Annotated in this window: 17 protein-coding genes; 7 read left to right on the top strand and 10 right to left on the bottom strand. The window is 41.2% G+C overall.

The annotated features are described in order from the left end of the window. Position 1 precedes the first annotated feature (1 nt). The 5 genes from R2S10_RS22785 to R2S10_RS22765 are packed head-to-tail and all read left to right on the top strand — an operon-like array spanning position 2 to position 8,125. Positions 2–1,042 carry a FecR family protein gene (locus tag R2S10_RS22785; protein ID WP_316842728.1) on the top strand — a complete coding sequence of 347 codons (1,041 nt, stop codon included), beginning with the start codon at positions 2–4 and terminating at the stop codon, positions 1,040–1,042. Beyond that, positions 1,042–3,591, top strand: a complete 2,550-nt coding sequence (locus R2S10_RS22780) for a TonB-dependent receptor (protein WP_316842727.1) — start codon at positions 1,042–1,044, stop codon at positions 3,589–3,591. The genes R2S10_RS22785 and R2S10_RS22780 overlap by 1 nt, the downstream gene beginning before the upstream one ends. A gap of 1 nt (position 3,592) precedes the next feature. Beyond that, positions 3,593–4,423 carry a hypothetical protein gene (locus R2S10_RS22775; protein ID WP_316842726.1) on the top strand — a complete coding sequence of 277 codons (831 nt, stop codon included), beginning with the start codon at positions 3,593–3,595 and terminating at the stop codon, positions 4,421–4,423. A 51-nt stretch (positions 4,424–4,474) separates the two neighbouring features. Beyond that, a complete protein-coding gene (locus tag R2S10_RS22770; RefSeq protein WP_316842725.1) occupies positions 4,475–6,262 on the top strand; it encodes a hypothetical protein in 1,788 nt (595 codons plus the stop codon). A gap of 33 nt (positions 6,263–6,295) precedes the next feature. Next, a complete protein-coding gene (locus R2S10_RS22765; protein ID WP_316842724.1) occupies positions 6,296–8,125 on the top strand; it encodes a hypothetical protein in 1,830 nt (609 codons plus the stop codon). Between the two features lie 80 nt (positions 8,126–8,205). On the opposite strand, the gene R2S10_RS22760 is transcribed toward R2S10_RS22765, so the two are convergent. The 10 genes from R2S10_RS22760 to R2S10_RS22715 all read right to left on the bottom strand — a co-directional run bounded on the left by R2S10_RS22760 (position 8,206) and on the right by R2S10_RS22715 (position 22,669). Beyond that, positions 8,206–9,270, bottom strand: a complete 1,065-nt coding sequence (locus R2S10_RS22760; protein WP_316842723.1) for a phytase — start codon at positions 9,268–9,270, stop codon at positions 8,206–8,208. Between the two features lie 37 nt (positions 9,271–9,307). Then, the gene (locus tag R2S10_RS22755) at positions 9,308–10,561 is read right to left on the bottom strand and encodes a right-handed parallel beta-helix repeat-containing protein (protein ID WP_316842722.1); all 1,254 of its coding nucleotides are present in this window, start codon (positions 10,559–10,561) and stop codon (positions 9,308–9,310) included. Positions 10,562–10,607: 46 nt separating this feature from the next. Beyond that, positions 10,608–13,382, bottom strand: coding sequence for a TonB-dependent receptor (locus R2S10_RS22750; protein WP_316842721.1), 2,775 nt, complete (start codon positions 13,380–13,382; stop codon positions 10,608–10,610). A gap of 325 nt (positions 13,383–13,707) precedes the next feature. Then, a complete protein-coding gene (locus R2S10_RS22745; RefSeq protein WP_316842720.1) occupies positions 13,708–15,318 on the bottom strand; it encodes a tetratricopeptide repeat protein in 1,611 nt (536 codons plus the stop codon). Between the two features lie 52 nt (positions 15,319–15,370). Beyond that, positions 15,371–15,880 carry a hypothetical protein gene (locus R2S10_RS22740; RefSeq protein WP_316842719.1) on the bottom strand — a complete coding sequence of 170 codons (510 nt, stop codon included), beginning with the start codon at positions 15,878–15,880 and terminating at the stop codon, positions 15,371–15,373. 123 nt (positions 15,881–16,003) lie between these two features. Next, positions 16,004–18,124 (bottom strand): S9 family peptidase, encoded by a 2,121-nt coding sequence (locus R2S10_RS22735; RefSeq protein WP_316842718.1) that lies wholly within the window; start codon positions 18,122–18,124, stop codon positions 16,004–16,006. Positions 18,125–18,230: 106 nt separating this feature from the next. After that, on the bottom strand, positions 18,231–19,295 hold the full coding sequence (locus tag R2S10_RS22730) for a branched-chain amino acid aminotransferase (protein WP_316842717.1): 1,065 nt from the start codon (positions 19,293–19,295) through the stop codon (positions 18,231–18,233). A gap of 120 nt (positions 19,296–19,415) precedes the next feature. Then, positions 19,416–20,378 carry a tryptophan 2,3-dioxygenase family protein gene (locus R2S10_RS22725; RefSeq protein WP_316842716.1) on the bottom strand — a complete coding sequence of 321 codons (963 nt, stop codon included), beginning with the start codon at positions 20,376–20,378 and terminating at the stop codon, positions 19,416–19,418. 10 nt (positions 20,379–20,388) lie between these two features. Next, positions 20,389–21,687, bottom strand: coding sequence for an HAD-IB family phosphatase (locus R2S10_RS22720; protein ID WP_316842715.1), 1,299 nt, complete (start codon positions 21,685–21,687; stop codon positions 20,389–20,391). Positions 21,688–21,691: 4 nt separating this feature from the next. Further along, positions 21,692–22,669 (bottom strand): NAD-dependent epimerase/dehydratase family protein, encoded by a 978-nt coding sequence (locus tag R2S10_RS22715; protein ID WP_316842714.1) that lies wholly within the window; start codon positions 22,667–22,669, stop codon positions 21,692–21,694. Between the two features lie 74 nt (positions 22,670–22,743). Between R2S10_RS22715 and R2S10_RS22710 the strand changes: the two genes are divergently transcribed. Continuing rightward, positions 22,744–23,925 carry a formimidoylglutamase gene (locus R2S10_RS22710; RefSeq protein ID WP_316842713.1) on the top strand — a complete coding sequence of 394 codons (1,182 nt, stop codon included), beginning with the start codon at positions 22,744–22,746 and terminating at the stop codon, positions 23,923–23,925. A 124-nt stretch (positions 23,926–24,049) separates the two neighbouring features. Further along, complete coding sequence (locus R2S10_RS22705) at positions 24,050–25,198, top strand: TlpA disulfide reductase family protein (RefSeq protein WP_316842712.1); 1,149 nt, start codon at positions 24,050–24,052, stop codon at positions 25,196–25,198. Positions 25,199–25,364 lie beyond the last annotated feature (166 nt).

Genomic DNA, 25,364 nt, shown 5'->3' with positions numbered 1-25,364 from the left:
TATGAAAAACTTTGAAACTAATGAATCGTTTATTTTTTCTCTGATCATAGAAGATCTGGAAGAAACGATTAGCGCGGAGAATAAAATAACTCTGGACCAGTGGAGAAAGGATGATGTGGCAAATGAAAACCTTTATTTGGAATTCAGAAGTGTGCAGATCAACCTGGATAAATTAGTTGAACGTCATGAAGTTGATGCGCAACAATCCTGGACTGTATTGGATCAAAAACTGAACCAGCAACCCGCAGCTATTACAGAAAATACCCTAATAGAGGATAAGGAAAACCATCAATCCATGAAACTAAGCAGAAACAAAAGCATAGCTAGTTTCTGGTTAAAAATGGCGGCTATGTTACTGATTTTATCGACTCTGGGCTATGGCTACTTTTTTTGGAAAAGTAAGGATATTGTGATCAATACCGGCTTAGCAGTACTGACCAATGTGGTGCTTCCTGATGGAACAGATTTGAAACTTAATGCAGGAACGACCATTAGTTATAGCAAAAATAACTTCCTGACAGATCGAAAACTGGTGTTGGTAAAAGGAGAGGCTTTTGTTCAGGTGGCGCCTAATTCCACTTCGCGGTTTAGGGTAGAATTGGGTGCGGTGGAAGCTAAAGATATAGGCACACGCTTTAATGTCAGTAGAAATGAAGTGCAATCTTCGGTCATTGTAGAAGAGGGAGAAGTGGAGTTGAGTGAATATGGTACCCAAAGGAAGGTGAATCTGACTGCCGGGAAACTGGGTGTGTATGATGTAACGCGTAAGACACTGATAGCTTTGGATAACCCCGACCTTAATTATAAAGCATGGCTGGATAAAAGCTTTGTCTTTACAGAAGTTCCCTTAAAGGAGGTTGTTGAAAAATTGGAGAAAGTATATCAGACTAAGATTGAAATAGAAGGGTCAAGCCTGAAAGATAGAAAACTAACTGCTAAGTTACAGTATCAACAGCTGGATAGTGCGCTTGCCGTGATCTCAGCTTCTTTAGATTGTAAAGTCTTGCAAACCGATGGTAAATTCGTTTTATCCGGCAAATAATGACTTTTCCTTTTCGGGTTCTTAGCTTCATTTGGCTGTTATTTATTGCAGGTACGACGCTCGTTGCTGCCCAGGATAAAACGATACTTGGCCGGCCGGTCAGTATCCACCGACCTGCAGATTCTTTGATTAAGGTATTGCATCTGATAGAGGAAAAAACAAAATGTAATTTTGCCTTTGATCCGGACTTATTGCGGAATAAAAAAACCACTGCTTTGAATTTCGTGCAAACGCCATTATCACAGGTTTTAAGCCAGGTGTTATTTGGGACGAATCTTGGTTTTAAACTAGTGGGCAATGACATTGTAATCAGTCCTCTAAAAGAAAAGAAATGGACCATCAGTGGCCATGTTCGGGATCAGGCAAGCGGGGAAGAGCTGATCGGGGCTACTGTTTACCTCCCAGAACTTGGATTGGGTATCAATACCAATCAGTATGGATTCTTTTCCTTGCTGATTTCAGAAGGCATCCACCAGCTGCTCATTTCCAATACAGGTTTTCAAATAAGAGAAGAAAACATTCGCTTAGATCAGGACCTGCAAATCAATCTGGAACTTAGTCTAAAGACCAATCGATTGGAAGAAGTGGAGATCAAGTCCAGTAACATTACTCCAAATCCTATTCTTTTAAATGAACAAAACTTTGGAACGAGCCAATTGAATAATACTGCGTATTACGGCGGAGAAACAGATGTGGTTAAAAAGCTGCAAATGCAGAATGGTATTAAAGCGCTGTCTGAAGGCAGTTCTGGGATGTTTGTAAGAGGAGGGAATTCCGATCAGAATCTGATTTTACTAGATGAGGCTGTTGTTTATAATCCTGCGCATTTATATGGATTGGTCTCTGTCTTTAATCCGGATGTAGTCAATAATGTACAGATATACAGAGATTATATCCCCGCAAACTTTGGTGGGCGTCTTTCGGCTGTGGTGATCAACCAGATGACCGAAGGAAACAATAAAGAGTATCATTTAACCGGAGGACTTAACTTCCTTTCTGGGCGTATTTCTGCCGAGGGGCCCATTGTAAAAGATAAAAGCTCATTTATCTTTGCCTTTAGAAGAAGTCTGCTGGATGTTTTTCGAAGCAAATTCAAGTTGTTTAACCCATTTTCTGTTTATTACGACATTAACGCCAAGGCGAACTATAAGCTCAATCAAAATAACACCATTTTCTATTCCGTATATGCTGGAAAGGATAAATTACTTTCTGAAAACGCATATACCAACAATTGGGGGAACCTGACTTCCACCTTCCGATGGAACCATATATTTAACTCCACCATCTTTCAGAATGTGTCGCTGATCTACAGCAATTATAACAATGTCCTGGACCTGAATGCAGATACTTTATCACAAAAAACACAATGGCAAACCCGGGTGAGAGATATTACCCTAAAGGCAGATTATACCTATTATCTTAGCCCGTTGAATCAGATTAAATTTGGTGGATCTGGAATCTATCATTTGTTTAACCCCGGACAAGTAAAGCAATCACCGAATGATGAGTTTAACATTGCAGGAGACGAAAGCCTGGAAGCAGCGATGTATTATTCTCAACGCCTTAGTTTAAGCCCTAATTTTGAATTGGATTATGGCCTTCGCCTGAGCTTATTTAAAAACAATGAAGTCCGCAACAATCTGTTTGACTCGCAGGGAAACCGTGTAAAAACGCATGAAGTTAAGTTGTTTATAAATCCAGAACCCCGTCTCAATTTCAGTTATCTTCCAACTGCAGACCAACGCTATTTCTTTACCTATAACCGGAATTACCAATACTTGCAACTGATTCAAAACAGTACCCTCGCTTTTTCTTCTCTGGAACCATGGATCCCTGCTTCAAAAACCATTAAGCCACAACATTCAGATCATTTCTCCTTGGGCTACCGATATGTTCCTAATCAGTATATGTGGTCTGCAAATGCCTATTACAAGTATATGGATCACCAGTTAGAGCTGAGTGACCATGCACAGATCATCAATAACCCTGAAGTGAGGAAGCAGTTAAAAGCAGGAAGTGCCAGAGCTTATGGCCTGGAACTGGAGCTAACGAAGAAGGAAGGTAAATTGTCTGGAACCATAGCCTATAGTTATTCCAGGGTGTTCCGGAAAATCGAAGCCCTTAATTTTGGGAAGGAGTTTGTTGCCAACTACGACATCCCTCATGAGTTAAAAATCAGCGCTAAGTATGAGCTGAATAAACGTTTGTCATTTCAAAGCTTTTTCATTTATTCAACAGGCAGGCCATTGACGCTCCCCGTTGGATTTTATCAGCATGACGGCTTAAATGTGCCGATCTTTGAAGAAAGAAATACCACCAGGTTTCCGATGTTTAGCAGGATGGATATTTCTGCACAATATCAGTTTAGAACCAGGATTCCAGGAGAACGGTTCCTGTCCAGCGTCCTGTCTGTTGGTATTTACAACCTCTACAACCGTAAAAATCCTTTGTATTATCATTTGAATTCTTCTTCTTTTGAGGTAAAAAAGAGTAGTATTGAATATGGTTTGGGATTTTATCCATGGATCGCTTACAGTTTTAAAATTTAGGATGAAAGGAGTTTATTTTACCTTAATTATACTGCTTTTAATAGGGCTTTTCGGGTGTAAGAAAACACTGGACGACCGCTTCCTGAACCCTAAACGCCAATACGATCTCTCTATGGAAGGCGGTTTCAATACCCGTGTGCCCACCCAATATATCCGCTTGTCTAAACCCGCATTAAATGCAGATGCAAACCCTTCTCCAATATCTAAAGCTTTGGTTACTGTTGATGATGGCAAGTCCGAAATGATATTTAAAGAGTCGGCAACAGCAGGTGTATACACGGCAACCAATAAAAATGAGCCGAATTATAATGGTGCTTATACCTTGAAGGTTGTTTACAACGGGCAAACTTATACGGCCGTAGATACCTTGAGGCAGGTAGTCAATATTGTTGATGATTTTCTGCCACTGTCTACAAAGGCTGTTGGGAACGGCACCTATAGTGGAACGATTCCAAAGCATACCTTTGGCTACCTCAATCCCAATAAGTGGATGATTTCTTATCAGGATATTCCTTTATGGAATCCTGGGAAGTTCGATCAGTCAAAGTTTTATAGCTATACCCATTACCTGGGTTCACCGAATTCCTTATACCCCTTAAATAATCTGAAAAGAACCTTTGTTTTGGGTAAAGACGATTACATTACTATTTATAAAATCTCCCTTTCTGAGCGTTACGCTAAATACCTGTATGACGTATTTATGGAAACTGACGGGAGTGGATTATTTTCTGCAGTACCGGTTAATGCGATCGGAAATCTGAGCGGAAATGCTCAGGGTTACTTTTATGCGGTTGATGTGGATGCCAGGAGGTATAAAGCCAGCGAACTTTAATTTCCGGGATTATGGCCTCGATATTGCAGTAGTTCTGTAAAGATCGTGCATATGAATCAGGAAAAATCAGGAAAAAAAGTATGGTGGAAATGGTTGCTTGGAATTTTAGCTGTAATTTTTTTGCTGATTGCTGGAGTCGCATTGTACCTGAATGCAAAATGGAAGCCGCTAATTTCCGAAAAGCTAAAAACAGGGGTTAAGGAGGGTTCAGCAGGACTGTATACGCTGAATTTTAAGGATATCCACCTTAACCTGCTAACTGGTACGGCTTCATTGGATGAGCTGAGTCTTTCGCCTGACACCACGGTATTCAACCAGTTAAAAGCTGTTGGGGCCGCACCAATCCATCTTTTTCAATTGAAAGTTAAGAAGCTTCAACTGAACCATTTGGGTTTGATCAATGCTTATTTCAAGAAAACCATCCATATCAATAGCATTGTCCTCGATCAGCCTTCGATCAATATGATGCACTATCAGGTTAAAAAGAAAAAAGATACCAGTAATAAAAGTATTTATCAGCTGCTGGCTAAAAGTTTAAAGTCCCTGGATGTGGATGCAATCCGTATTCTTAACGCTGATTTTGACTATATCGATGGGGCTAGCCAGCGGCCATTACACCGTATAAAAAAACTCAACTTACATGTAAAGGATCTCCTGATAGATTCTCTTTCTCAATTTGATACCACCCGTTTTTATTATGCAAAAGACATCACTTTTGATATTAACGGATACCAATCAAAAGATAAAATGTACCTCACAAAAGTGGATACGATTTCTGGCTCTCTGTCTAAAAGAAATGTTCTGATCAAAGGATTTAAGATGATTCCAAGATATCCTGATCTGGAATTTAGTCGGATGTATCAGTATGGTAAAGACCGCTACGACCTGGACTTCGATCAGATTAGTTTATCGGGGGTTGATTTCCTGCGCTTCAATGAAGAGCGGACATTTCATGCAAAAAAGATAACCTTGGGCCCGGCAAAGGCGGGGATATTTCTGAACCGGGAAATGCCTCCTCCTCCAAATCTGGATAAGGGAAAAAATTTTCCGCACATGGCCTTAAGAAGATTGGGAATTCCTACGATTGTTGATACCTTAAAAATCAATAATATTGACCTGGCATATACGGAGTACAATCCCATAAGCCAGCAGAAAGGAACCATATACTTCCAGAATATAAAGGGGAAGGTTCTTCATGTAACCAACGACTCCCTTAGTGTCCTGAAAAACAATCATGCGATCGCTAACCTGAGCGCAATGGTGATGAAGAAATCCAGGATAGATATTAAGATTGATTTCAACCTAAGCGATCCCAAAGGTGCTTTTCATTATTCTGGTGTTGTGGATCCGATGAATCTGACCGAGTTGAATGCCATTTCGAAACCATTAGGGTTGATAGAAATTGAAACTGGAAAAATGCAAAAGGTAGACTTTAACATTCAGGCGAATACCCGGGGTTCAAAAGGAAAAGTTCATTTTTATTATACCGATCTAAAAGTCAAATTGCTCAAAGAAGGGGAGGATGGTGAGCCAGTAAAGAAAAAAGGATTGTTGTCATTTCTGGCCAATAACCTATTAATTATCGATGCTAATCCTACAAAAGGGGAAGCCCCAAGAACTGCAAATGTTACTTTTGAACGTTCTCCTGCGGCTTCATTTTTTAATTTACTCTGGAAAGGAGTGTTTATTGGGATGAGAGAAAGTGCCGGACTGGGGATTATTCCTGTTAAAACTCCTGAAAAGGCAATGGAAGGAATTAAGGATAAGAAACAAGAGCGTAAGGAGAAAAGAGCTGAACGTCAACAGAAAAGAGCAGAACGAAAGAAAAACAAGACATAAAAAAAGTATCTTAGGCTATCAGGTACCCTGCCTATGATTGAAAAACTACGAAAGCATAAGAAAATACTGATTCGAATAGGCCTTTGTCTATTGGCTGTTGTGTTGGTCATGAGTCTGACTTCCAGGTATCTTGCCTACAAATTTAAGCCCTTAGTTAAAGCGCAGATCAAAGAATTGGTGTTGAGGTCTACTGATAGCCTTTACCACATTGAATTTTCTGGAATTCGGATGAACTTGCTGACAGCCAATGCCGCGCTGACGGGAGTAAAAGTGATTCCTGACCAGCGGATTTTCAAAAAACTGATCGCTTCAAAGAAAGCACCCAATAACATCTATCACCTGGAGTTGGAGAAGCTAGAAATCAGAAACTTCCATCTGTATACCTTCCTGCGGCACCGAAAATTAAACATTACTGAGCTGCGGTTAGACCATCCGGATGTGGTGATGACGAATCAGCAATTTGCTTTCAATGAGGATAAGCCGCCAAGGCCAAATACCTCCCCTTTTGATTACATTTCCGAATACCTGAAAGAGTTCTCTATTCATACCATCAATTTCAACAATATCAGTTTTAAGTACATCAACAATAACGGATTAAAACCTCAGGCAGATTCAGTGAAAAATCTGAACATTACCTTAAAGGATTACCTGATAGACCCACATTCCTCTGTAGATAAGAAAAGGCTCTACCTATTGAAAGATGTGGTCATCAACTTAAACAATTACACTTTTGCTACGCCAGATAGCTTGTATCATATCCGTTTGAACCAGCTCGATTTTTCGGCTTCCTCCGGCAAGCTAAACATCCAGAGCCTGGCTGTTATCCCCAGATATACTGAAATGGAATTTGGGAAATCATTGGGCTATTCAAAAGACAGGTATGAAATTCAAATGAGCGACTTGAGCCTTGAGGGAATTAACCTGCCATTGTATATCCTTAAACAGGAATTGTTCGCGAAAGAAATGACCGTTGCCAATGGTTCCGTTAAGGTGTTCAATAATAAAGCACTTCCTAAACTAATCCGTGAAAAGATTGGACGTTTTCCGCATCAATTGTTGCAAAGAGTGAATGGAAAGCTGAGTATTAAAAAGCTTAACCTGAGTAACATAGATATTAGTTATTCGGAATATGACAACGACAGTCAGCAGAAGGGAACGATCACATTTGAAAACACTTCCGGAAGCTTTAGCAATGTGACCAATACCTCGAAAGATAAGGCCAAAAATCCATGGATGACCGCCGATCTGACTACCTACCTGATGGGAAGGGGAAAGTTGAATGTAGGCTTCAAGTTTAACCTGGATGCTAAGGATGGAGCTTTTTCATATTCCGGTATATTGGGTGAGATGGATGGGCGGGTATTAAACCGGATCACCAGGCCATTGGGGATGATTGCCATTAAAAGCGGAGAGGTGAAAAGGCTGGAGTTTCAGGTGGATGCGAACGACCGTGTTGCAAATGGGAGGATGAAATTTGAATACAATGAGCTTTCGGTGAATTTACTGAAAAAGGAAGCCGGAGAAAACCGCTTGGTAAGACAGGGTTGGATGTCTTTTCTGGCCAATGCCATGATCTTAAACCCCAATAACCCGAGTAAAGAAGGAGAACTGGTCACAGCGGTGATTCATGAAGAACGCGCGAGAGATGGTTCTTTTTTCCATTTCATCTGGAAATCCTTATTTCAGGGCATCAGGCATAGTGTAGGTGTAACAGAGGAAAAGGAGCAAAAGATTAAAACGCAGATCGCCAAATTTGAGCAAATGAAACATGACAGGGAGGCCAGGCAGGCCAGAAGAGAAAAGCGAAGATTGTTGAGGGAGCGTTTGCAAAGAGAGCGATTGAAAACCAGGAAAAGTCATTAATCCTCTTAGCCTGTTACGCCTTTAAATACAAAAGCTGGCGACAGACCGGGAATTGCCTGCCGCCAGCATTGGATTTAACCTTATTTGTTGATGTTTAAAGTCTTCTTGGCAAGATCTTCCCAACGGTAATATTGAAAAGTCTTGTCATCACTCATGGCTACAAATAAACCATGTTGAAAGTCTTTGTTTAGTGGGCCAGAATAAATATCAGAGCCATCACTGTTATTGGTGGATATTGGAATGCTGGTTAGCAATACATGGTTATGTGGGCCGGATTTACCCTCCCTGTTGAATACCTGGAAATGATTTGCCGCCTGATCCGATACCAGAATATATCCTGTAGAATCCGAAGTTTTATAAATACTGATGCCTTCATTATCTTCTTTAAAGCCTGTTTTAGCAAATAAAGCGAGTTCTTCATTTCCTTTTGCAGGATCTGCATGGTATTTTCTTACACCAAACTGCTCATCAGAATAGTAGATGTAACCTAGCTCATTGTCTACAGCAATCGCTTCTATTTCTTTCTTGCCGCTATACTTGCCGAATTTTCTCTTTAAGCTGGCCTTTAGTTTTCCTGTGCCATCATCTTCCAGTAAATACTGCCATAAATAATTGTCTGCCGGCCCAGTCTTACGGCCAACAATGGCATAGATCTGTCCCTTTGGATCCGTATACATGGCAATGCCCATCAGGTCGCGGTACATTTCTTTGTCTTCTCCTTCAAACATTGCTAAACCACCATTGTCGATGGCTTTCATATCCGGTAACGAGAATACGCGGAGTTTATGTGTCATTCTTTCCGTAGTTACGGCAATGTCTACCTTTTTGCCGGCGAGGTTTAATCCATAAGCTACATCCACATTATTAGGTCTTTTCAGTCCTTTTACCACTTTATCTTTGATCACTTTTCCTTGCAGATCATACACATACAGGCCTCCATTTTCATCTTTATCGGTACCGATTACTAATGATTGGGAGGAGTCTGCAGGATTTACCCAGATGGCAGGATCGTCTGAGTCAAACTGTACAGGATCGGAAGTGTACAGTGGTTTTACCGCTGCGGGGTCTTTCTGCACAGAGGAACAGGAAACATGAAGGGTTAATAATAACGCGGAAAGGGAAAGGATAAAATTAGGTTTGTTCATTACTTGTTAATATTTATAAATAAGGTTTTGTTGACGATTAGTTGGTGCCATAGGCACCGATATAGTTGGCCGGAGCAGGAGAAGTATATAAATTTCCATTCATGGTTAATCCTGCAGCATGGTGACGGAAAAACGCCGTCTTTCCTTTGCTGATTGCCGGAGAACCAGCAGCCAGGTGGAAATTCCAGGCGGTGTTGAAATTAGGGTTGTCTACCGGATTCGTTACCGGATAATTCAGGAATTTAGGATCATTTGATCCTGCTGTTTTTCCAATAACATCATCAGTACCGCCAACCACATCTTTTGAAGGTTGAAACTGATCGGTTGTCAATTGACTCTCCCCATAATAAAGGTTGTTTCCTATCAGGGAACGGGTATCTTCCGGGTTTTTAGTATCTCTTTTGATTCCAAAACGCGTATTGGCAAAAATATTGTTAAACAAGTTTACCCTTACCGTTGCTTCAATCCATATCGAGCCACCTTTTGCCGTTGGCCTGCGCCATCCGGTATTGATAAAAGTATTGTTGTAGGCCACTACAAAGGTTTGCGGGTTCCTATCGCCACTATTGGAAAGCTTTAATGCATTCGTATTGGTGCTATACACCAGGTTGTATCCTACATCTGCCAGACAACCGGATTTCAGGTTGATGGCCTCTCCACCCGTTACTCCTGTGGTATAGAAGAGATTGTTGGAGAAGATGATCTTTCCACCTTCAATATACGTACAATCTTCCTGCAGGTTTCTGAACGTGCTATTAGTAACTACTAGTTTTCCATTTACATTGGAAAACCAGATTGCTGGTAAGTTCTCCCCACTTTTTGCCTTATAAAGGCTCATTTTTACGGAGGTAGAGGCAGCGGTGGTAGTAGCGCCTGCATATTCTACAATTGTGTGGTTCAACAGTAATTCTGCACAGCTTGGGGCAGCTAAAATTCCTCCCCATAACCTGCCGAATTTGTTCTTTTCTGTTCTCAAATCTTCAGCAATGGTAAATTTGATTGGGAATTCCGTAGTACCTTCTGCGTATAAGTTTCCTTTTACAATGATTTCTGGTTTGGCCAATGTATCCATGATTACGGTTACGCCTTCTTCAATGGTTAGTGATTGTCCTTCAGGAATGATGATGTCTCCTTTAATGATTTGCGTGCTTCCTTTTTTCCAGATGCCGGAAACCTCGCCGATGGCAGAACCATTTCCTGTATCCGGATCTACATCGCTATTGGCTTTTTTGCAGCTGCTGAACCCGACTAACAATACCGCCAGGCCCATCCATATTTTTGTTGCTTTCATCTTGTCTGTATTTTATGAAATGGTCAAATGTGTAGGTGAAATGCGCTTATAATTTATAGCGTACACCTAGTAAATAAGTTTGTTTATAATAGTCGTTGCGAATCAGAGTTTTGCCGTCATATTCCGTTCCTGTGCTACCATTTGCTTCTGTATTGGTGCCTTTGATGAATAACTTCAATGGCGTATTCAACAGGTTTCCTGCTTTAACAAATACACTCAGGTTGTTTTTGAATTTTTTCTCTGCGGAGGCATCCATTTGTATAAAACCTTGTTGCCATAGGTCGTTGTCCAGGAACTGAGAAACAGTATTGATCCTTGGGCCAGTATAGGAAGCTGCCAACTGTGCATCCCAACCACTTTTTCCGTCTTTGAAAAGCATTGAAAGATTGGCAATATGTGCCGACTGTCCAAATAGGGGTCTGCTTTGATCTACTAAAATTGGTTGTAAGTCGCCATTTCCATCACGCATCCTGGAGGTTTTAGGTGTTGTAATTCTGGAATGGGTATAAGTGTAATTGGCTTTAAACCCGAATTTGTGAATAAACTTGATATAATCTATTTCCAAGCCATAGTTTTTGGCGTTACCAAAATTTCCTGGCGTATAATACGTATCCTGCGGACGAATTGGATCTGGTTGGAAGCTATATTCTATCGGGTTTTTGATGCTTTTATAGAATGCACCTACCAATAACTGATCGGTACTATTTGGGAATAACTCATAGCGAAGGTCGAGATTATCTGCAATAGCGCGTTTCAAATCTGGGTTCCCTCTTTCTTTATAGTCGTCCTGCACCACACCGATTCCCGGAACCAGTTCATAGAAACCCGGACGGTTTAATGAGCGGAAATAAGAAGCACGTAATGCCTGATGGCTGCTCAGCTTATATTTTAAATTCATGCTAGGCAACAGGTCAGTATAAACTTGTTTGCCATCGGGGCGAGGTTGTGCGCCTGGAAATAACATCAAATAACGCTGATCAGTATGTTCCATACGCAGACCACCTATTACCTGCAGATCTTTAACCCTAAAGTTGAACATCCCGTAGGCTGCGGCCAGTTTTTCTGCAGCGTCATAAGTCAGGGCATTGTCTACAGCTCCTGTCGGGTTTTTTACCGTCCAGGCAATTTCCGTATAGTTGTTGAAATCCTTGCCAAATAGGGCAGTTGGATTCGCGGCAGTTAGCGTATATTGGTTGAAGAAACTGCTGCGTTGTTTATCTCTGTACATCCCTCCAGCGCTGAACAATACATTGATTCCAGCAATTGGCTGTGTATAATCGATGTCCAGGTAACCGGCTTTATCTTCTTCAGTACTACGTTCCCAACGGCGGGTATGTGCATCACCGATGGCAGGAACGAAAGTGCGGCGATCTACAAAGTTTTCTCGAACACCTAAAACATTGATGTTACTTTGGTCAGGAACCTCATTTTTCGCTGCGGAGTATACTGCCGACCAGCGTACTTTTAACCTTTCAGGGATCAACTGATGATCACCCTGTAAAGTAGTGTTATAGATTTGTTGTTCAGTAAAACGTGAGCGTGTAGCGTAGTTTAGCTTGGCATTTCCTTTTTCAGGATCATACTCAGAGCTGAAATCTATCTGTTTAGTATCACGGAGCTGTAAGCTATTCAGATCAACATACGCATTATACAAGCTCAGCTTATGGTTTTTATTGAAAGCATAATCTAGCTTTGCATGGGCACCATAGCGCTTTTGCTGCTCAGAAAATTGTCTTTCCTCTTTACTCATAATGGTACCTACCTTGTTTGCGGCCGCCACTACACTGGAATTGTAAAAAGTACTGTTGCTACCTCTGTAGGTGTTCTGGTAGCTGCCGGCGATTAAAACGCCTAGTTTATTGTCCAGAAAGCGCTGGCCAATGGATAAGCCGCCCACTACATTTGGCGTTGGGTGTTTTGTTTTATAATCTACCGTTCCTGTTGGAAAATCCAGTGGTGTGGCTTTATAGTCTTTTCCATGTTGTTCATATGGGGATTTGCTGTTGATATTGCTATGGTCAAAAGAAGTAAATCCGCGGTCGATAAACATCTGGCTATAACCAGTTGCCAGATTGGCATTGATTTTTAATTTATTAGGTGCGTCTTTCATCACCATATTGATCACTCCACCGATGGCATCACCCTCCATATTTGGGCTTAGGGTTTTTGAAACTTCCAGTCTTTCCAGCAGTTCTGCGGGGAAAATGTCTAAGGGTACATAGCGGTATTTGTTATCCGGACTAGGGATTTTGATGCCATTTACCAACGTATAATTGTAACGCTTATCCATACCGCGTAGGATTGCATATTGACCATCACCACTACTGCTTCTTTCTACAGATACGCCGGATACACGTTGAATCACATTCGCCACGGTAAGGTCTGGCGAGATTTCCATGGCTCTGCCGGAAACCACATTAACCAGTTGCAGGGCTTTTTGTTCAATCCTTCTGGCGGTTTTCTCTGAAGATCCATCTCCTTTTGCAGAAACGCTTACTTCATTTAACTCAGCTGCGTTGGTTTCTGACAGGTAAACTTTCAGAATCGGATTGTCTTCTTTCAGGATCAATATCTGTTTAATAAAGGTTTTGTACATCAGGTAAGATACCTTTAAGGTGTAGGTACCTGATGCAGGGTGTTTAATTTCAAATGATCCATCCAGACCGGTTAAAACAGCCTGGTTTGTCTTTTCCAGTTGCACCGATGCACCCACCATTGCTTCTCCTGTTTTCTGGTCGTAAACATAACCTTTCAGGCTTGTAGCATGTGCGACAGTAATGCTAAATAATAGGCAAAAAAGAACGGGTAATAGTGTCTTCATTTTCTGATTAATTTTGTTGAGGTTGTTTGTTTTGCTGTTGTGATTTGTTCGATTAACTGTTGTAATTTCTTTGTCTTAGCATTGCCGATTTTTTCGTTTTTGCTAAGCGTCTGCAAATTGAATACTGGGCAGCAGGACTGGAAATTATGACCGTAAACAAAATGTATACAGCGTTACAAGGCAGGGATACAAAACGCGTACAGCGTGAACATAGGTTTTTTAACTGCTTGATTTTTAGGTGTTTTTGTGTAACCAAAATCTCCATTACCATTTGATTAGCGTAATGTTAAGGAATTGTTAATCACTGCGTTTCCCTCAAAATCCATTATAAAGTCTGAATAAAAGTACTCAGGTTTTCTCCCTGTGGAAGGTTCAGTTTTTTTCGTAAGCGGTACCTTGCCACACGCAAACTGTCTTGGGAAATGCCAAAAAGAACTGCCATGTCTTTTGAACTCAGGTTCATTTTAATCAGGGCTACCAGACGAATATCATTAGCGGTCAGGTTATCACAATGTGTTTTCAAATGGTCGAAAAATGTCTGGTGAATCTGTTCAAACATCCTACTAAAATCTTTCCAGTGCTGGTCTTGATTGATGTTCTGATTGATGCGTTGAATCAGCTGTTGTAAAGCTTTTTTTTGATCTCTTTTATCGTCTTTTACCAAAGATTCTATGCTGCTGCGGAGTTCTTCTAAAAATTGATTGCTTTGAATGGTATGGAGCGTAGTGCTGGTGAGTTCTTTACTTTTTAATTCCAGAGCATCTTTGATGGCATCGTTTTGTGTTTCAAATAAGCGTTGGTTCTGTTCATTGAGCTGTTGCTCGTTTCGGATTTTAAGGCGTTGCCTGCTGATGACACTGGCAGCCAGGCAGAGGAGCAATACAATGATGAGGATGGTGGCAATTAATAAAATCCGATCAGCTGATTTTTCCTGCTCAAATTGTGCAATGGCATCGTCTTTTTGCTGAATTTCGAATAGCGTTTGTAGCAATGCCAGTTGCTTATTATTGTCTTCAGTAAATATTTTAAGGAAGATATCCCGCCCCAATTCGCTGTAGTGGTAGGCACTGTCATAGCGTTTCATCAGGTCAAAAGTTTTGGATAGATCGCGGTAGGCGCTACTCAGCTGGTACTGGTCATTCATGCTTTTAGCCATACTTTCAGCCTTTCTGGTGTAGTTTAAAGCTTCCGGATACCGGCCTGTTTTTCGGTACACATCGCCAATGTTGTTGATGATTTCAATCTGTCCATGGAGGTTCTTTTCAATGGCATTGCCAGCCATTGCCAGTGTATAATATTTTAATGCCGAATCTAAGTGTGGTTTGTCCTCATAAATGCTCCCAATGTTTTCATAGATCTTGGCAATCCCCCTCTGGTTTTTCTCCTTATGGTATCCTGCTAAGGCCAGTTGTTGGTACTTCATGGCGGTGGTATAATCGAGGGTTTTCTCGTAAGTCTGTCCGATCAGGCCATGAGAATCTGCGATCCCTTTTTGATTTCCCAATTGCTGGTACAACTTCAAAGCTTCCTGAAACTTTTCCAACGCAATGCGGTATTGTCTGGCATAGTAATAGGTTTCCCCGATCTTATTTAAGTTTCCGGCAAGTTGGGGAAGGGCATTTTCCTGTCGGAAGAGCTTATCCGCTTTATAATAGTAATTGATGGCCTGGGTATAGGCGGCCTGGAAATAAAACAGTGCGGCGATTTGTTGGTAGCACAAGCCGGCGGTTAAGAAATCCTCTTTTTCTATCGCTTCCTTCAGGGTCTTTTTGATCTGTAGAAATGCGGTGTTTGGTGCTTTCTGAATTAGGGTATCTATAGGAGGGGAGCTGGGCTTTAAGACTTCCTCTGCAAATGTTGGAAAGACAGAAAGTAAGACCAGGCATAGCAGCATGGCTATGCGCTTGCAGAATGGTAATGTAGTAGGTTGTTTCACATCCTAAAATTACCGGGCGGATGTTAAGCTATTATTAAATCAGCAGCTTAATTCAGAGTTCAAATAATTTGTGATTAACAATTAGCTCGCAGTCTTTTGGGAGTAAAATCGCGAGCTCTTCCAATGCTTGTTTGTCATCCGTATCGTCACTAATAAATAGTTGTTTCAAATCTTTAAATGGGCCATTTTCTATCAACGCAGGTACAGTAATAGCAGTACCTCCCAGATGAAGTAGTTCAAGCCCTTTAATCTGATACAAATCGGGTACACAGCCGTCATCTATACCTTGACATTCTTTCAGGCGAAGTTCAGTCACATACTCCAGTTTGCTGAGCAGTCTGATGGCTTCGTTTGTAATGTCCGTTCCATCTAAATCCAATTGATAAACGCTCAAAACGGCTGTGATCATTTTAGCGATCCCTTCATCATCTACATGGTAGTACCTGAAATTAGCTCTTTGCAAGTGTACTGGCACTGCGTCAAGATGCGGGGGTACATTAAAGTAAAAGAAATCATTCCAAAACTGTTCCTCCTTAAGTTTTTCGGCCTTTTTTCTCCTCATATTAAAGATTGAGTTTATGGTTCAACCTGATTCTAAAAATAATAAAAGATAGTCAATAATTGCGCTGAAAAGCAAAAGGCCCTGAACGTGTAAACATTCAGGGCCTTTATCATTTTATGAATCTTAGTTCAGCAAATCTGAAGGAACTGGTTTTTCTAGTAAATGGTTATAATAGAAACGGATTCTTTCCGCCTTATCATGGGCAGTTTTCAGGCCTCCCCAACCATGACGACCACCAGGGTAAATCATCAGTTCGAAATGCTTGTTTGCATCTTGCAATTTATCTACCAGTTGTATCGTGTTCTGCATATGTACATTATCGTCCATATCGCCATGCATGATGCGCAATAGTCCTTTGTAATTGTTCACGTAGGTTAACACAGAGCCATTTTTATAGCCTTCCGGGTTCTCCTTAGGTGTGTCCATGAAACGTTCCGTATAATGACTGTCGTACAGCTCCCAGCTCGTTACAGGCGCTCCAGCGATCCCGAAATCGAAATCATTGGCACCCATTGTTAAAGCCATACAAGTCATGTAGCCACCATAACTATGACCAGTGATCAATAGCTTCTTGTTGTCTACATAAGATTGAGCTTTCAACCATCTTGCTGCGGTAGTATAATCTTTCATCTCCCATTTACCAAGGTTGCGGTGCATTAGTGATACGCCTGCTTTACCGAATTGCCCGGAAGCGCGGTGATCTACTGCAATCTGGATGATCCCTTCGTTAGACCAGTACTGAGCCGCGGTACCTTTCCAGGTATTCGTTACCGTACCTGCATTCGGACCGCCATAAATACTCATGACCACCGGATACTTTTTGTTTACATCGAAATCTGTAGGATAAGTAATTACAGCTGGCAACTGATAACCATCATCCGTAGGGATCGTAATCATTTCCGTTTTACCGAAGTTATATTGTGCGAAATCCGCAGATTTACTGTTACCCAATTCCTTTACCACTTTTCCATTATTGTCTAATAATGTTCTTTTTGGAGGGGTACTCACATTAGAATAAGTGGTAATGAAATAATTGCCATCTGGCGAAAGCTGTACCTGGTGGTTATAGTCACCAAAAGTTAGTCTTTTCAGGTTTTTACCATTGTAATCTACTCGGTAGAAATCAGAACGTGTAGAAGCCTCTTTGCGGGCATTAAAGTAAACCACCTTGTTTTTTTCATCTACATGAACCAGGCTAGTCACCTGCCATTTACCAGAGGTGATAGGATTGATTAATTTTCCGCCTAAAGTATACAGGTAAAAATGTGCCCAACCTGTTTTATCACTTTTCAGGATATAGTGTTTTTTATCTTGTAAGTATTCAATACGACCATCATAATCCAGGTCTACCCATGAAGATTGTTTTTCGTCATAGATTTCTTTTTTACCTCCTGTAGCTGGATTTACGGAATAGAACTTCAGGTTATCCTGACCGCGGTTCATCCATTGTACCATCAGGCTGCTGCCATCATAGCTCCAGTAAGGCGTACCGAAATACTGATCATCTTTTTCATTGAAATCTGCCCAGGTGATGCTGCCACCTGTTACAGGTACGAAACCAACTTTCACTTCCGGGTTAGGATCACCTGCTTTAGGATACCTTGTTTTTTCTACATAACCATGTTGACCGGTTGAACCATTGATTGGGAACATCGGAACTTTGGTATCATCGAAATGCATGAAAGCAATGTTCTTGCTATCTGGCGACCACCAGAATGCTTTGTAGTTTGTAGCGCGGCCCAGGATCTCTTCAAAATATACCCATGATGACCAACCGTTATAAATCACATCGGTTCCATCAGTTGTATATCTTGTTTCTTTTCCAGTTTCCACATCTACGGAGTATAAATCATTATCGCGGGTAAAAGCGATGTATTTACCATCTGGAGATAGGGTAGGGTTTTTTTCTTCTGCTTTAGTGTTGGTCAGTTGTTTTGCGGCTTCTTTTCCATACTGAATATAAACATCATTGTTTCGGATGTTTACATTCACGTTGCTTTTTGGAGCAGGCGTATACAGGCTTTTGTCTCCTGTTTTTACATCTACTGCATATAGTTTACGATCGGCTAGGTCCATTTCAATATAATGGTTGTTGTCAGACCAGCCATATACCATATTCATTGCTTTGCTGAGCGATGGCTGGCCTCCTAAAGTTTGTTGTTGGCTCAACCTTTTTAGTTGTGCCTGTACCGTATAGCTGAAGCAAAATGATGCCGCTAAACTGATAAGTACTGTTTTCTTCATTTATGTATAATTGTATGTTTTGTTGATGGGCTTAAACCTAATAAAAAAAAGGCGCCCTGGTTCAAAGGCGCCTCACAAAAATTATTTATAGCGATGTGCTATAAACTTACAAGATAAAATTCCATCCGAATTCATCCGGAGCAAGTCCGTAACGGATGTCATTTAATGTTTTTGCAATACCTGCAGAAACCGTACGTGTTGAGGGATCTGTCAGGGTATATAATTTGCCTTCGTAACCGATTTCACCGATTGGCGTTACTGTAGCGGCAGTACCAGCTGCAAAAGCATCTGTTAAGCGGCCGTTTTCAATTCCTTCAATCACTTCTTTTACGCTGACACGTCTTTCTTCTACTTCAATACCTGCGTGTTTCGCCAGTTTGATGATTGTATCACGGGTTACACCATCCAATACCGTACTTCTTACCGAAGGCGTTACCAGCTTACCATCGATCACAAAGATCAGATTCGCGGTTCCTGCTTCTTCGATAAATTCATGCGTTACTGCATCTGTCCAGATCAACTGATCGAAACCTTCTTTGGTCGCTTCAGCAAATGGGAATAGAGAACGGGCATAGTTACCTGCAGTTTTTGCATAACCTACACCACCTTCATCTGCACGTGTATATTCAGTTTCAATCTTTACTTTTAAAGCTTTGCTGTAGTAAGGGCCTGTTGGCGTAGTTAACAAACAGAAAGTATATTTATCAGATGCTCTTACACCCAGGTAAGGATCTGTAGCGAACATTACCGGACGGATATATAAAGAATAACCATCTTGGTTAGGCACCCAGTTTTTGTCGATCTCAATCAAGGCTGCAATGCCTTTCATGAAAATATCCTCGTCAATCGCTGGCATCGCCATACGTGCAGCTGATTTATTAAAACGCTCAAAATTTTTGTCTGCTCTGAAAACGCTAACCGTATCGTCTGGTTGACGGTAAGCTTTCATGCCTTCAAAAATCGCCTGTCCATAGTGAAGGGCAGAGATTGCCGGGCTCATTGGAATTGGGCCATAAGGAAGCACCTGTAGATTTTTCCATGCGCCATCTTCGTATTCGGCAATAAACATGTGGTCGGAAAACACCTTTCCGAAGGGAAGTTGTGAAAAGTCTGTTACAGTTAATCTGCTTTGTTCAGTTTTCGTGATGGTTATATCCAGTGTCTCGTTCATTTCAATTCGTATTTCTATAGGCAAATCTACTAAAAAATGCCATCCTTATTTGTTTTATTTGTATTTTAAAAGGGCTTCTATTGGTGTTTAACGTACACTAAGTTCCCTTGTTTCTAAGGGTTATCCCCTTAAGTCTTTCAGCACATTGATCACCCATCCTTTACCCCATTCTGCGATCTGTTCTTCCGTCCATAGGAAAGGGTAGAAGATTCTTTTTTGAAAACGCGGAGGCAGGTATTTCTGCCAGTTCGTACCACCGGTGGCGGCAATATCTACCGGATCTCTTTCCAGGTAACGCACTGCGGATTTATAATGAGAAAGTGGCCATTCTACATTCACAAAAAGATCCAGTTTTTTCAACTCATCTTCTAAAGCACTGAGGTCCTCACCCTGAGCTTTCAATTGATGGTAAAGCGCAGAAAAATTACTTTCCTGACGGTCTTTCACCAATTGTAAAAATTGTGATGCATATTTATTGATGAACTGTTTTAAAGTCAGCGTTTGCTTTCCAGTAGCCAGTTCTGTAGCACCGGCTTTCCAGTAAATATATTCGAACTGCTCTTCAACAGTTGCGTTCTTCAATTCTTCTCTTTTGTCTTTCTCCACCAGGCGGATAAAATCCGTCGCGCAGATTTCTATCATGCGGTATTGGCCGGATTGAAAACCACTTGCCGGTAACAATGACATTCGGAATTTAAGAAACTGTTCTTTTTCCATGCCATTCACCATCACTTCAAAAGAAGAAACCAGGGCTGTAAAATAAGCATTGATTCTTTTCACTCGATCCGTAAAAAAGGTAACGGTCAGTGTTTCTTTGGCGGCTGCAATCTGGTTGAATTCATGTAAACAAAGTTTAAAGTACAACTCTGTAATCTGGTGGTACATGATAAAGATTTCTTCGTCTGGGAAGGAGGTCTTAGGATGCTGCAAACTGAGCAGGGTATCCAGGTGAATATAATCCCAATAGGTTAAGAAATCTGCATATAACAAGCCATCCAGATAGGCCGACATATCCTGGCCCATCGCTGCATATTTTTCCTGCAGCTTGTCCAGTTTGTCTTTAATTTGTGGGGTCAGTTCCATTTTTTATTCGCTAGTACAATACCCTGAATTTAATGGTATGTTCAATTTTCTTCAGAGATTTAAAAAGTTGTTTGTCGTATTCAGAGTTGATGTCGGTGATCACATACCCGATCTCCGCATTGGTCATCAGAAACTGTCCGACGATATTGATGTCGTGTTTCGCAAATACCGTATTGATCTTCGCCATAATCCCCGGAACATTCTGGTGAATATGGATCAGACGGTGTGATTTCTCAATCCTTGGCAATTGCAGGTTCGGGAAGTTATTACTCAAATGAGTAGTTCCTGTATTCATGAAGTCGATCATTCTTTTCGGAATGAAAGTCAGGTTTCTTGGGTTGGATTTCAAATCGTCAAAAACCACTACACCTTGTTTGGTACAGGCATTCAGATCAACCTTGTTCTTCGATTGTCCGAGGTAACCAATAGTCTTTAATTTTACCGCTTGGGTCAATTGATCCAGGCTTAGTTTCTCCCCATCAGCCAATAATAGCATGTGTACGTCTGCCACATACTTCTCTTCAAATGAAGTTTTATGACGGATAGAAAAGCCATCTTTTTTCAGTAAGGCGATACTTTCCGGGTTTACATCTCCGATCACCAGGCATAAGATCCTGTTTTTAGGATAAGAAATTGCCCTTGGCAGGTTGTTTACATATAAAAACTCGTCGAAACTTGGTGTTACATGGTCTGCTTTTTTAACAATGCTCTCTCTGGAAATGTTTTCGGTAAAGGCATAGAATTTCTTGATCAGTCCGCTTTCTCTCAGCTGGAAATCAGAATAACCATCACCGATGCCATAAAGATTGCCTTCCAGATTCAATTGCTGCATTAATTTCACTTTACCACCTTCTTCACTTAGGGGATTGGAATGGTCGTAATCTATAATTTTTCCATCTCCTGTGGTCACAAAAGTGTTGGCGTATATATTTTCTTTTTTGATGTGATACTGGCTCACCACAGGGGTGATAAACTCTTTAAAACCACCAGAAACGATCAACACTTCATCTGCATGTTTCTTGAAAAAATCTGCATTGCGGGAGAAAGAAGCAGAAACCTTTTTCTTTAAATGTCTGATTAGCTGCTTCAAATGGTCTTCTGTAGCTTCTAATAGCTTTACGCGCTGCGCTAAGCTCTCGCCGAAAGAAAGTTTTCCTTCCATGGCAAGGTTGGTATAGTCCTCAATCTTTTTGAAGATGGCTTCTTTTTCAGGATGCTTTTTCAGGGAGATACGGGCCAGCTCATCCAATGCCTCTACCTGGGTAAAGGTGCTGTCGAAATCAATGATGTAAATGTTCTTCTGGTTCATAATTTTAATGAAGTGAAACCTGTTTCAAGGCCTGGCAAGTTTCCGCCACGCTCTGATCCAAGGGCTTAAAGGTTATTCCAATCGTATCAATTATCTTTTTATTGCTGTATAAACTTTCATTAAGGCTGCTTCTGGCAGCATCACTGGTTAAGGCAGCAGGCTTTCCGGTAAATAAGGAAGCCAGCTTTGCAGCCCTCCAGGCGATGCCCAGCATCCATGGTTTGGCCTCTTTTGAAGGCGCTTTGACCCCAAATCCTTTAGCGATTTCGCCAAAAAAGCGCTGGTAATTATAATTTTCTGCGGAGATCGTAAAACGCTCCTCGCTGATGTTGCTATTCATTAAAGCGACCATACTTTTCGCTACATCTTCCACATCTACCAGTCCGGTTGCCCCTCGGGTATAATAGGAAAGACCATCTTTTACCAGTTTGAAGATCGCACCGCTGCCTTCAAATCCGGCTCCACCGCCAATGATCACAGATGGATTCACGATCACTGCCTCCAATCCTTCGGCAATGCCACGCCATACTTCCATCTCCCCTTCATATTTGGAGATGGCATAACTATGCGCTTTTGAATCATATTCCCAGAAGTCTTTTTCGGTGATCAATGCACCTTTCTTCGCGTTGCCTAAAGCTGCAACAGAACTCACATGTAGGAGTCTGGCCTGGTATTCTACACAAAGGTTCACCACATTACTGGTGCCCTCAATGTTTACTTTCAAGAGCTTCGCCTTGTCTTTAGGATCAAAAGATACCATTGCCGCACAATGATACACCTGTGTAATGCCTTCAAAAGCATCCTCCAGGGTAGAAAAGTCGTTCAGGTCTGCAACCGCCCAGCTGATCAGGGTATTGTCTTTCAGAAGGGCTGGAATCACAGAATGCTCGCGCTTTAAAGCCCGGAGCTTAATTCCTTGTCCCGTAAGTTGATGTATTAATTCTGCCCCTAAAAATCCAGTAGCACCGGTAACCAATATCATTTCATTATTTTTAGGATGTTCATTAAAATATGATCTCAAAAATAGATATTTGACAGATACATTTATAATACAATATGTCATTATCAGATTTTTTCTCCCCCGTCAACCCCGATAAATTTGCACCGAAACAAGGATTCTATGCCAGTCAGTTAGGTTTAAGGGCCGGATTCTACACGGATAAATTTCCGGAACTTGGGGAAAATCAATATGATATTGCCATTTTTGGTGTACTAGATGACCGTGCTGCGGTGAATAATGAGGGTTGTGGCCTGGCGCCAGACTATTTCAGAGGGCAGTTTTACAGCTTACATGAAGGGGCTTTCGACAGCAGGATCATTGATCTTGGGAACATCAAACCGGGAGCTACCATTGCGGATACATATGTGGCGGTAAAGATGGCGGTTGGAGAATTGATCAGACTCAACATTATTCCGGTCATTATTGGGGGCGGGCAAGACCTGACCTACGCGCAATACCTGGCTTATGAAAGTCTGGAGCAAAAAGTAGACCTGGTAGTGGTAGACAGCAAGTTTGACCTGGACGAAGAAGATCAGGAAGGATTAGCTGCAAAGTCAGATACCTACCTGAATAAAATATTATTACATCAACCCAATTACCTTTTCAATTTCAGTAATGTTGGCTACCAGACTTATTTTGTGAATCAGGACAGCCTGAAGGTCATGAGTAAGTTATATTTTGATGCCCACCGACTGGGAGAATTTACAGACGACATCACCTTAACTGAGCCAATTATCCGCAATGCGAACATGATCAGCTTTGATATTGGTGCAATCAGGTCTTCTGATGCAGGAGCCAATGCCAATGCCGGACCTAATGGCTTCTATGGTGAGCAGGCTTGCCGAATTACCCGTTATGCGGGAATGAGCGATAAGCTAACTTCCATCGGTTTCTATGAGTTTAACCCGGCATTTGACCAGAACGGACAAACGGCTTTATTGCTCGCTCAAATGGTCTGGTACTTCATAGAAGGCTTTTATAACCGTAAAAAAGATTTCCCATTAACGCCGAAATCGCAATACCTGATTTATCGTGCGAGCCTCAATGACGGTTCTGGTGACATGCTGTTTGTGAAGAGTAAAAAGTCCGACAGGTGGTGGATGCAGGTTCCTTATCCATCGGGTATCACCAAGAACGAACGTTACCATCTGGTGCCTTGCAGGTACGACGATTATACGATGGCCGTGAACGGGGAAATGCCCGATTTATGGTGGAGAACCTATCAAAAGCTATTGTAATTTTACATAAATTCTCGCGTTATTGTCTAGAGGCTTCCTTATATTTGGGTATGATTACCCGTATAGGTGCTACTTATGCCTTATTACGTATATAAAATTTAAACTAACGAAAATCCATAATTAAATGAAAAGAACACTAATCGCCGCGGTCTGCTTATTGCCAATTGCAGGTATGTCGCAAGGCAAATTTACCGTTCAAGGTAAGGTAGGAAACTTAAACGCACCTGCTAAGGCTTATATTGCTTATAGAGCAGGTCAGACTCAGGTAACTGATTCAACTGCGATTGTAGGTGGAAAATTCACTTTTCAAGGTCCTTTAGCAGGTATTGCTCAGGCACAAATCAGAATCAAGCATGACAATGCGGTAGCTGATCCAGCTAAACGTGTTGCTCCGGATGTATTGGCTTTTTATTTAGAGCCTAAAGAAATCCAGATCGTTGCGCCTAAAGATTCTATCAAATACGCAACCATTAAAGGTTCTAAGGTAAATGAAGAAAATGAGAAATATAAAGCATTAACGAAAAGTGCAAGTGCAAAAGGTGCTGCTTTAATGGCTGAATACCGTAGCAAAACAGAAGCAGAACGTAAAGATGAGGCTTACATGAAAACGGTATATGCCCGTGATGAAGCGGTTCAAAAAGAGCTTGAAGCCATCAATACTGCATTTATCGCAGCTAATCCAGATTCTTACGTAGCTTTAGTGGCTTTCCGTAGCAATTTAGGAGATATTGATCCAGCGGTTGTTGAGCCTCAATTCAATAAGTTCTCTTCAGCAGTTAAAAGCACTGATTTAGGTAAAAATATTGCCGGTATGATCGCTTCTGCAAAAAACACTCAGGTAGGACAAATGGCAATGGATTTCACACAGAATGATGTGAATGACAAGCCAGTTAAATTGTCTGATTTCAAAGGTAAATATGTGTTGCTTGATTTCTGGGCATCATGGTGCGGACCTTGTCGTCAGGAAAATCCAAATGTAGTCGCTGCTTACAATAAATATAAAGACAAAAACTTTACTGTTCTTGGTGTTTCTTTAGACCAACCTGGTAAAAAAGATTCCTGGTTGAAAGCAATTGAAAAAGATGGTTTGACATGGACCAATGTTTCTGATCTAAACTTCTGGAACAATGCTGCAGCAAAAATGTATGGCATCCAGTCTATTCCTGCAAATTACCTGATTGATCCAACAGGAAAAATCATCGCTAAAAATGTTAGAGGCGAAGAATTGCAAACAAAACTTGCTGAAATTTTAGGCGAAGGAAAAACAAAATAATTTCCTGAAGAAAGAAATTTCAATATTCAAATAACCAGAAAAAGCTATCCAAAAGGTAGCTTTTTCTGGTTTATACCCTTTTGGGTATATTTTTGCTATGATTTAGCCACCTGAGTATTTCTTGTGCTGACGTTTGGCTGATCTTTTTTGAGGCCAGCATTCTGCC

It is taken from the genome of Pedobacter gandavensis (assembly GCF_032678745.1).
GTDB lineage: Bacteria > Bacteroidota > Bacteroidia > Sphingobacteriales > Sphingobacteriaceae > Pedobacter > Pedobacter gandavensis_C.
This window is presented reverse-complemented; position numbering and strand designations above follow the sequence as displayed.